Origin of the sequence: Blautia sp. MSK.18.38 (genome assembly GCF_024460535.1) — a bacterium.
In the GTDB taxonomy this organism is placed as follows: Bacteria; Bacillota; Clostridia; order Lachnospirales; family Lachnospiraceae; genus Blautia_A; species Blautia_A fusiformis.
In genome coordinates this window covers 1-8,403 of sequence record NZ_JANFYP010000047.1, presented here as the reverse complement: position 1 = coordinate 8,403, position 8,403 = coordinate 1, and the positions used below count along the sequence as shown (strand labels likewise).

General features: G+C 39.7%; 9 protein-coding genes and 7 tRNA genes. 1 reads left to right on the top strand and 15 read right to left on the bottom strand.

Going from position 1 to position 8,403, the window contains the following annotated elements:
- Positions 1 to 31: 31 nt before the first annotated feature.
- From NE638_RS17145 to NE638_RS17080, 14 genes are all read right to left on the bottom strand, one after another.
- Positions 32 to 304: a DUF1653 domain-containing protein gene (locus NE638_RS17145; protein WP_173746800.1), complete on the bottom strand. Its 273-nt coding sequence runs from the start codon at positions 302 to 304 to the stop codon at positions 32 to 34.
- A gap of 2 nt (positions 305 to 306) precedes the next feature.
- On the bottom strand, positions 307 to 780 hold the full coding sequence (locus tag NE638_RS17140; RefSeq protein WP_118609247.1) for a hypothetical protein: 474 nt from the start codon (positions 778 to 780) through the stop codon (positions 307 to 309).
- On the bottom strand, positions 781 to 1,458 hold the full coding sequence (gene dcd, locus NE638_RS17135; protein ID WP_118609248.1) for a dCTP deaminase: 678 nt from the start codon (positions 1,456 to 1,458) through the stop codon (positions 781 to 783).
- Between the two features lie 891 nt (positions 1,459 to 2,349).
- Complete coding sequence (locus NE638_RS17130) at positions 2,350 to 3,081, bottom strand: histidine phosphatase family protein (RefSeq protein WP_021650251.1); 732 nt, start codon at positions 3,079 to 3,081, stop codon at positions 2,350 to 2,352.
- 88 nt (positions 3,082 to 3,169) lie between these two features.
- Positions 3,170 to 3,580 carry a metal-dependent transcriptional regulator gene (locus NE638_RS17125; protein ID WP_021650250.1) on the bottom strand — a complete coding sequence of 137 codons (411 nt, stop codon included), beginning with the start codon at positions 3,578 to 3,580 and terminating at the stop codon, positions 3,170 to 3,172.
- Positions 3,581 to 3,657: 77 nt separating this feature from the next.
- A complete protein-coding gene (locus NE638_RS17120; RefSeq protein WP_114002081.1) occupies positions 3,658 to 4,242 on the bottom strand; it encodes a TetR/AcrR family transcriptional regulator in 585 nt (194 codons plus the stop codon).
- 146 nt (positions 4,243 to 4,388) lie between these two features.
- Entirely contained in the window at positions 4,389 to 5,432 is a 1,044-nt protein-coding gene (hydE, locus tag NE638_RS17115; protein ID WP_118609249.1) for a [FeFe] hydrogenase H-cluster radical SAM maturase HydE, read from the bottom strand.
- 158 nt (positions 5,433 to 5,590) lie between these two features.
- On the bottom strand, positions 5,591 to 6,343 hold the full coding sequence (locus tag NE638_RS17110; RefSeq protein WP_118609250.1) for a tRNA threonylcarbamoyladenosine dehydratase: 753 nt from the start codon (positions 6,341 to 6,343) through the stop codon (positions 5,591 to 5,593).
- Between the two features lie 215 nt (positions 6,344 to 6,558).
- Positions 6,559 to 6,642 (bottom strand) — tRNA-Leu (locus tag NE638_RS17105).
- A gap of 24 nt (positions 6,643 to 6,666) precedes the next feature.
- Positions 6,667 to 6,739: transfer RNA gene (locus NE638_RS17100), tRNA-Val, on the bottom strand.
- Between the two features lie 9 nt (positions 6,740 to 6,748).
- A tRNA-Asp gene (locus tag NE638_RS17095) sits at positions 6,749 to 6,822 on the bottom strand.
- Positions 6,823 to 6,846: 24 nt separating this feature from the next.
- A tRNA-Ile gene (locus NE638_RS17090) sits at positions 6,847 to 6,920 on the bottom strand.
- A 4-nt stretch (positions 6,921 to 6,924) separates the two neighbouring features.
- Positions 6,925 to 6,997: transfer RNA gene (locus NE638_RS17085), tRNA-Thr, on the bottom strand.
- Between the two features lie 54 nt (positions 6,998 to 7,051).
- Positions 7,052 to 7,123, bottom strand: a tRNA-Glu gene (locus NE638_RS17080).
- Positions 7,124 to 7,414: 291 nt separating this feature from the next.
- Here NE638_RS17080 and NE638_RS17075 point away from each other — a divergent pair.
- Positions 7,415 to 7,981, top strand: a complete 567-nt coding sequence (locus NE638_RS17075) for a flavodoxin family protein (RefSeq protein ID WP_044960541.1) — start codon at positions 7,415 to 7,417, stop codon at positions 7,979 to 7,981.
- A gap of 196 nt (positions 7,982 to 8,177) precedes the next feature.
- Here NE638_RS17075 and NE638_RS17070 read toward each other — a convergent pair.
- Positions 8,178 to 8,250: transfer RNA gene (locus NE638_RS17070), tRNA-Asn, on the bottom strand.
- Positions 8,251 to 8,403: the final 153 nt, after the last annotated feature.

Genomic DNA, 8,403 nt, shown 5'->3' with positions numbered 1-8,403 from the left:
CTCACCCTTTCTTATCATAGAAGAATCCTATTTACAGAGATTTTTTCATAGTCTCTAATTTTCCGTCGATATTGCCATCATATAATTCAAATTTATATTTCTGATGCAATAAATTATCTGTACGTCCATCTTCAACTTTTGCAGCAAATAGTTTCAATGGCTTAATATAAAATTTATAGGGACTATAGAGTGCTTGATATGAAACGTACAGTTCTCCAGTTTCCGAGTGACATACAATTTCATGTACATAATATAAATTCCCCTTAAAATGTTTATATGGTCTTTTTTCTAAAATTTCATGCATATTTACGAATCCTTTCTTACTACATAAACAACATATTGAATCATTATTATCAAACCAATCAATACTGCATTAATCAAATTGGGAAAAGAAAAGAATTCATAATTCTTTAAAATATTAATCTGCAATGCTTCTTTCAAATAAGTGCCAATATAACCACCCACTAAATTGAGGATCATTACCAATACAATCGTATTTATCCCTATTACTTTTATCTTCTTCTTCTTTTGTTCTTTTCTTATCTGTTTTTCTACTTCTTGTAAACATTCTTCAATTGTTTTATCCGCCTCTTCGACAGAAATCTTTTGCGCAATTAGAATATTATTGAAGTCGTCAATTTTCTTCCTATTTGGCTTTTTTCCATCATGTAATTGCTCATATTGCTCTATGTATTCTTTAACTTTTTTATCATGAATACACTTTATAAGCTGCGGACGTATCTCGTGTAATATTGCTCTTAAAGAATCTATACTCTCCATTTATTTTAATCCCAAATTTCTTTTTTGTTCATCAGACAAAATATCATCAATTGATTTCTCGTTATCTCTTAATCTTTGTTCAAAGAAATTACTTATGCTACCTTTATCTTTCAACTGATTATATTCTTGAAATTCTCGATCCAAATAAAGCTTCGCTACCTCTCCACCTTTTTCTTCCTGATACTTTGCATCTTCTTTCTTACTATAATCAATATTAGCCTCTGGTTCAACATCAACTAAAATAAGCTGGCATATTCTCATTCCACTATGTATAACTACAGAATTTGGATTCATATTTTTTATAGTAATTGTCATCTGCCCATGATAACCTGGATTAACATAGCTGCTCGCGCTAACATCTAAACCCACTCTTGCTAAGCTACTTCTGTTTTTTACAAATCCACTTATACTTGCAGGTAATTGAATTGTTTCACGAACAAATGCAATAATAAAATCATTAGGTTTTAATGTATACTGCTCAATTTCTCGTTCTTCATATATCTCCTGTTGCTCATCATATACATTTACTGCATTTTCAATTCTGTTGGGTATCTTAATTTTTTTTCCTAATGTCAGATCAACAGAGGCAGGTTGTACGTGATCATATATAAATGGTGAAATAATAATACTTTCATCATAAATTTTTTCTATAATTCGCGCATCAGATAATACTCCCATTTTTTTCCTCCTCTATCAGATACTATCTATTATACTCTTTAACAACCAAAAATCAAATCTTTTATATTTTAAAATACCAGCATTTCTTTCTGCCTATCAATATTAAATATATCTTTTCTTTATTATAACCGAACCACCATATCTTTTCTATTGGTTTCTCACATTCTGTTCCATCTAAATTACCATGTAGCAAAACATCTTCACTTTCTCACCGGGGTAAATCCGAAAATGCCTCCTCTTTATGTCCCTTAATTGCGCACAATTTTGTATACAATATTAATTTCAAAGGTAAAAAGCAATAAAAACGTGCCTGATATGGACACCTTACCAGAGAGGAGTGATCATTATGAGTACTTATGAAGAATTGCAAATTATACTTACAACTGCTTTACTGATCGTTGCGATTTTGACTTATACACATAAAAAATAGCCGTCCTGTTCTTTGGCGAGAATGACAGCTATTTTTTACTAATCTTATTTCGCCGGGTCGGGTGATCTGCACTCACCTTCCGGCTCCCTTGTTAAGTATATTATACGAACTGCTCAAATATTTGTCAAATCGTATTTTACTAATACTTATCTATATCGTTCTCATACCCCACAGTTTACCCCAATCTTTACCCCATAAACTGATTTTTACCCCACGGGCAAAACTTAATATGTGATAAACACTGATGAAAGTTTTTTTATAAACTTTTCCAGTAAAATCAAGGGTTTCGGGCTTTTTGAAAAGCTACATAATGGCACTAGATAAAAGCGGATGAAACATTCCCCGTAAAATTATAAAATTTATTAACGAAGTCTAATCATTTTCCAAAATAATCCTGCTGATCATTATTTACCATGGTCTTCCGGAAAAACACGAAATATTACAGCCGTTTCTTTCGCTTTTTAGTCGTGTCTCTGCTCTTTGTTATCATATGTCTCACAGAATCTGGCAGCAAAAGCCGGCGGCTCCTGATGCGCATACAAATGAGAAATGTCTCCAAAAGAGCTCATACGGAAGGACGCGATCCCTTTTCGCCTCTCCTCTGTAACAATGGTGCTCACCGATGACGGCGCCGCACAGAAATTCTGCAGCATCACCAGCGGAGAGATACTGAGAAGATAGCTGATGAGTACACAGCTTACACCGAAATGGCAGAAAAACACAAGCGTATCTTCATTGGCTTTTTCTGCTCTGTAATAATGTCCTTCCCGCACATATCCATGCTCTGCCAGAACTTTATCAAAATTCTGTGTGACCCAGTCATACTCTTCTTTCATTTTTCCCTCTCGCAGGATGTCATTATCCCACCAGCGGTCAAAGCTGTAGAAATTTTCGATCTTCGTCCAGTCCTGGGGAAGCCAGTCCCAGGGAATGATCTTTTCCCCATGAAGATCCGGTCTTCTGATCTTTACGTCGAATTCTCTCAGCCACTTGCATTCTGTAGCTGTTCTTCCGTTTTTCTTCAGTGTGCAGGATGCGGTATCCTTTGCTCTTCCAAGCGGAGAAACATAAAAATCCCTGACATCAAGAGCTGCGATCTTTTCAGAAAGAAATTCCGCTTCCTTCCAGCCCTTTTCGGTCAGGGAATCTATTGTGTAATCCGGGTCTCCATGTCGTATAAAAAGTAATTTCATCTTTTGGTATCCTCCATTTCATAACCTGGATTTCCATTATATTCTTATTTTTTCAGTTGTCAATTCCTGATAGCTTCTGCTGCAGGGATCAAACCTGATCCGCAGTTTCTCCATGGAGCACAGCCTGCTGCTCCCTCAGCTCATAAACTGCCTTTTTCAATGCCTGAAAGCTCTCCTCACTGATTATGTGCTCGATCCTGCAGGCATCATGAATCGCTGTTTTTTCCTGGACTCCCAGTATCATCAGCCAGGAAGAGATCAGCTGATGACGTTCATATACCTTATCGGCAATCTTATGTCCGTCCTCTGTCAGACGGATATCTCCGTTGTCGGCTACTGTGATGAGATTTTTCTGGCGAAGATTCTTCATGGCAACACTGACACTCGGTTTCTTAAAGCCCATCTCTGCCGCGATATCCACAGCTCTTACAAGAGAACTCCTGTTTCCAAGGATCAGGATCGTTTCCAAATAATCTTCAGATGATTCATTTGATCTCACGTTATTTACACCTCCCTCGGTTTGTTAAAACTAACCAAGTTAATCATAACATACTTTAGGAGAATGAGCAATGGTTTTTAATGCTTTCTGTTTAGTTCTGCCTCAATTGCCAGAAGGCACTGGCTGGAACATATCTGCAGAATTCTGGAAATTTCCAGGAGTTTTTCCCTGGAGCAGTTTCCCCGGAGCAGTTCACAATATCCCTGAAATTTCATCTGTACCAGGATATGTACCAGCTCGTGATCAACTTCTTGTCCACATTCCTTTTGAAAACGTTCATTAAGGATCTGCTCCATTTTCGTACAGGCATCCTCACGGAAATTCACATATCTGGTACCTTCAGCTCCATCTATGAGGATTTTTGCGATGTCCCTGTTTTCCCAGATAAATTCCATAAGTATCCTGTCATATTCTTCCGGATGCAGTTGTTTTTCCTGATCCGTAAAGTCTCCCATGATCCGCTTCAGATCCTCTACCGTCTCTTCCACGATTTCTTCAAAAAGAGCTGCTTTACTTTCAAAAAAGAAATATAGCGCTCCCGTAGTCACATCTGCTTTTTTGCAGATCGCACGAAGAGAAGCCTTCAGAAATCCCCTGTCTCTGAACTCTTCCTTCCCCGCTTCCAGAAGTCTGCTCCGCACAGCATTTTCTGATTTTTCCATATTTTACGCACTCCATCATTTTTCCTGCATTCCGCTTTGCAGGAAAATTCCGCTTATTTCTGACCAGCTGTTAATTTTTTAGCAATCTGATCTTACTGGTATTTTACCTTAAATCACTGAAAAAAGAAAGTATTTTGTACCCCATGTCAATCTGTCATCGGGGAATCTCCACGGTCTGTAACGATTTCATAGCCTACAGACTCCACACGTCTGGTAAGGCACCCTCTGCACTCTGCTGCTTCCTCGCCTGTACAGATCTTGTTATCATAAAGTTCATACTGTTTACGATTCTTCACCGGAGAAAGATTGGGCATTACTACATTTGCACCCGCCTGAAAACCCTTTTCCCTGCCTCTGGGGTCCAAGGTCCCCAGTGCTGTGGTTGCCGGAAGAAGTACCTGTGGAAGCAGGATCCGGATGACAGACAGCAGAAACAGTGTCAGATCCACACTTCCTGCCGGTTCCTCTGCAAATTTCGTATCATGGTGCGGGACAAATGGTCCGATCCCCACCATATGCGGATTCAGGTCTTTAAGAAAAACAAGGTCTTCCGCCAGATACTCCAGCGTCTGTCCCGGCGCACCTACCATAAATCCGGCACCTATCTGATATCCCAGTTCCTTCAGGGTATAAAGACACTGTTTACGGTTTGCAAGACTTAAACTCTCCGGATGAAGATAACGATAATGTTCCTCACTGGCCGTCTCATGACGGAGTAAATAGCGGTCTGCTCCGGCATCTTTAAATCTCTGATAGCTTTCTTTTGATTTCTCCCCAATGGATAGCGTGATCGCACAGTCCGGATATCCCTGTTTGATGGGCCGGATGATGTCAACCATCCGGTCATCATTAAACCATGGGTCTTCCCCTCCCTGGAGCACAAATGTCCGAAATCCCAGCTCATAGCCATTCTCGCAGCACTGCAGGATTTCTTCCTTCGTAAGGCGGTAACGGCTGGCATTCCTGTTAGAACGGCGGATCCCGCAGTAATAGCAGTCATTTCTGCAGTAATTGGTAAATTCTATCAAACCTCTTGTATATATTTTATTTCCAAAATATTTTTTCTGTATACGGACAGCCTCTTCCCGAAGCAGACGAACCGCATCCGGATCCTGGTATAAGTGCAGAAGTTCCGGATATTCTTCCTTTGTCAGCTGTCCTTCTTTTATAAATTTTTCAACGATCCCCATACTTTATCTGTCCTTCTCTTTTATTTACAAAACTATCTGTAAAAAATATTTTATCACAAAAAAACAGATATTGCACAATATAAGTATACATGCAATATCTGTTCTTACAGAATGGTTACTGTTCATTCCGTTCTCAGTAACACAAAATGATCCAATTTTTATTTAATAAGATCCTTTACAACCTCACCGGCAATGATCAGTCCCACTACGGAAGGCACAAAGGCATTACTTCCCGGTACCTGACGTCTCTGAGTACATTTTCTTTCTGTTCCCGGAGGACAGATGCAATGAGACTTGCAGCTGATCGCCATATCATCAATTGGAGTTATTGGCTTCTCCTGTGAGTAAACCACCTTCAGTTTTTTGATTCCTCTTTTTTTCAGTTCACGGCGCATGACCTTTGCAAGGGGACAGACGGACGTTTTATAAATATCTGTCACTATAAAACCTGTTGGATCCATCTTATTTCCGGCCCCCATAGAGCTGATGATCGGTGTTCCTGAAGCCTTTGCCTGCTCTACGAGCATCAGCTTTCCGGTTACAGTGTCGATTGCATCGACTACATAATCATACTGGGAAAAATCAAAGGAATCTGCTGTCTCCGGCACATAAAATGTTTTGTGGATATTTACAACTGCATCCGGATTAATTTCAAGAATACGTTCTCTGGCCACGTCAACTTTATATTTCCCTACGGTCTTTCTTGTTGCGTAAATCTGGCGATTGATATTGGTGAGGCATACTTTATCATCATCAATGAGATCCAGGGTACCTACGCCACTTCTGACCAGTGCTTCCACCGTATATCCGCCAACACCGCCAATTCCGAATACTGCGACTCTGGAATTTTTCAGCTTTTCCATTCCTTCTTTTCCGATTAATAATTCTGTTCTTGAAAACTGATTCAGCATTTTCTGACTTCTCCTTATATTCTTTCCATGTATATTTATACTGACAACGGATATATTTTTTATATCTGTCCGATTTGTTTTACAACTGTCAGGATTCTATCATGGGAAAATAGCCTTGTCAATATCCCTACCAATAAGCTAGGAATATTTTCCCGTTTTCATCAATAAATTTTATGATACAAAAAAAGATCCCTAAAAAGGAATCTTACTGATACTGCGGGTAGCCGGACTTGAACCGGCACGGAGTTGCCCCCGAGAGATTTTAAGTCTCTTGTGTCTGCCTATTCCACCATACCCGCATATTCAATTAATTTGTTCAAAAATGGGGCCTATAGGGCTCGAACCTATGACCCTCTGCTTGTAAGGCAGATGCTCTCCCAGCTGAGCTAAGACCCCAAATATGAACGACCCAGAAGAGACTCGAACTCTCGACCTCCGCCGTGACAGGGCGGCGCTCTAACCAACTGAGCCACTGGGCCATACAAAATATAAAACTTTTAAAATGGACCTTCGGGGACTCGAACCCAGGACCGACCGGTTATGAGCCGGTTGCTCTAACCAACTGAGCTAAAGGTCCAAAAAGCCGATGATCGGACTCGAACCGATAACCTGCTGATTACAAATCAGCTGCTCTGCCAATTGAGCCACATCGGCGTATTAAACACCAAATGTTGAATCGAGTCAATGAATATCCAGTTTAGTTTTAAGTGACTCCAAGGGGATTTGAACCCCTGTTACCGCCGTGAAAGGGCGGTGTCTTAACCGCTTGACCATGGAGCCATATTTCTTTTTTATGTTTCGCTGTTTTGTATTTCCCTCAGCGACGAGTTAAATAATACCATACCTTTTTTATAATTGCAAGCTTTTTTTTGAAAAATTTCAATTTTTTTTACAAAGACGGAAAACAGGCCCAAAAGCCTTATAAAATGGGCTTTCCAAGGGTTTGTATTTTCTTTCTCAAACCCTACCCGGAAAAATTTTTTCTGTTTTTTTCAAACATTGACATTATTTTTTCTCTGTATATAATTGAAAGTATGATGACTTAAAAAATCATATGAAAGGATGACAATAATGAAAGTTTTATTACTCAACGGCAGTCCTCGCAAAGAAGGCTGCACTTATACAGCTCTTACAGAGATCGCAAAAACCTTAAAGAAGAACGGTGTGGAGGCAGAAATCTTCCAGGCCGGGGATCCTTCTCAGGAAAACGTTGCTGCCGCAGCTGCCATTATGAAAGAGGCTGACGCCCTTATTGTTGGTTCTCCGGTTTACTGGGCTTCTCCTTCCGGACAGATCATCGAATTCATGGATAAATTCGCTTCCAAGGCCGGAAAGGATATGATCCACAAGCCTGCCGCAGCTGTTGCTTCCGCAAGACGTGCCGGTACTACTGCTACTCTGGATGTTCTGATCAAATACTTTACCTATCATCAGATGCCTGTCGTGTCCGGAAACTACTGGACAATGGTTCACGGCAATACCCCGGATGACGTCAGAAAAGACGCTGAAGGCCTCCAGATCATGCGTACATTAGGCAATAACATGGCATGGCTGTTAAAATGTATTGAAGCCGGTAAAAAGGCCGGTATCGACGCTCCGGAGACAGAGCAAAAGATCATGACTAATTTCATTCGATAAGCCGGAATTTCTCTATCATAACTTTATAAATTTATTGATTATCTCTAACAGTCAATATTTCTATTTGTAGTTACAAAAATAAACGTGCAGATATAAATGTATCTTATTTATATCTGCACATTTTTACATCCTTATCCTGTCACAGATCAAGCATAAAAAATCCCATAAACTTTACATTTACAGGAAACAAAAAAAACTCCCCCTGTTGGACTCGAACCAACGACACTGCGGTTAACAGCCGCATGCTCTACCGACTGAGCTAAGGAGGATTACTTAAATATTTAATTAAGGTTTGTACCTTAAAAACTACATACATGCTTGTTGATCATTAATCAAACTCTTTGAATCAATTCTTAACCTGCGTTTCTTGGTCAAGCCCTCACCCGATTAGTAACAGTCAGCTCCATGTGTTACCACACTTC

What these genes read in the sequence shown, in the direction of transcription:
- NE638_RS17145 (WP_173746800.1), bottom strand. Translation starts at nt 304, where the DNA reads ATGCATGAAATTTTAGAAAAAAGACCATATAAACATTTTAAGGGGAAT.
- NE638_RS17140 (WP_118609247.1), bottom strand. Translation starts at nt 780, where the DNA reads ATGGAGAGTATAGATTCTTTAAGAGCAATATTACACGAGATACGTCCG.
- dcd (WP_118609248.1), bottom strand. Translation starts at nt 1,458, where the DNA reads ATGGGAGTATTATCTGATGCGCGAATTATAGAAAAAATTTATGATGAA.
- NE638_RS17130 (WP_021650251.1), bottom strand. Translation starts at nt 3,081, where the DNA reads ATGAAATTACTTTTTATACGACATGGAGACCCGGATTACACAATAGAT.
- NE638_RS17120 (WP_114002081.1), bottom strand. Translation starts at nt 4,242, where the DNA reads ATGGAAAAATCAGAAAATGCTGTGCGGAGCAGACTTCTGGAAGCGGGG.
- hydE (WP_118609249.1), bottom strand. Translation starts at nt 5,432, where the DNA reads ATGGGGATCGTTGAAAAATTTATAAAAGAAGGACAGCTGACAAAGGAA.
- NE638_RS17110 (WP_118609250.1), bottom strand. Translation starts at nt 6,343, where the DNA reads ATGCTGAATCAGTTTTCAAGAACAGAATTATTAATCGGAAAAGAAGGA.
- NE638_RS17075 (WP_044960541.1), top strand. Translation starts at nt 7,415, where the DNA reads ATGAAAGTTTTATTACTCAACGGCAGTCCTCGCAAAGAAGGCTGCACT.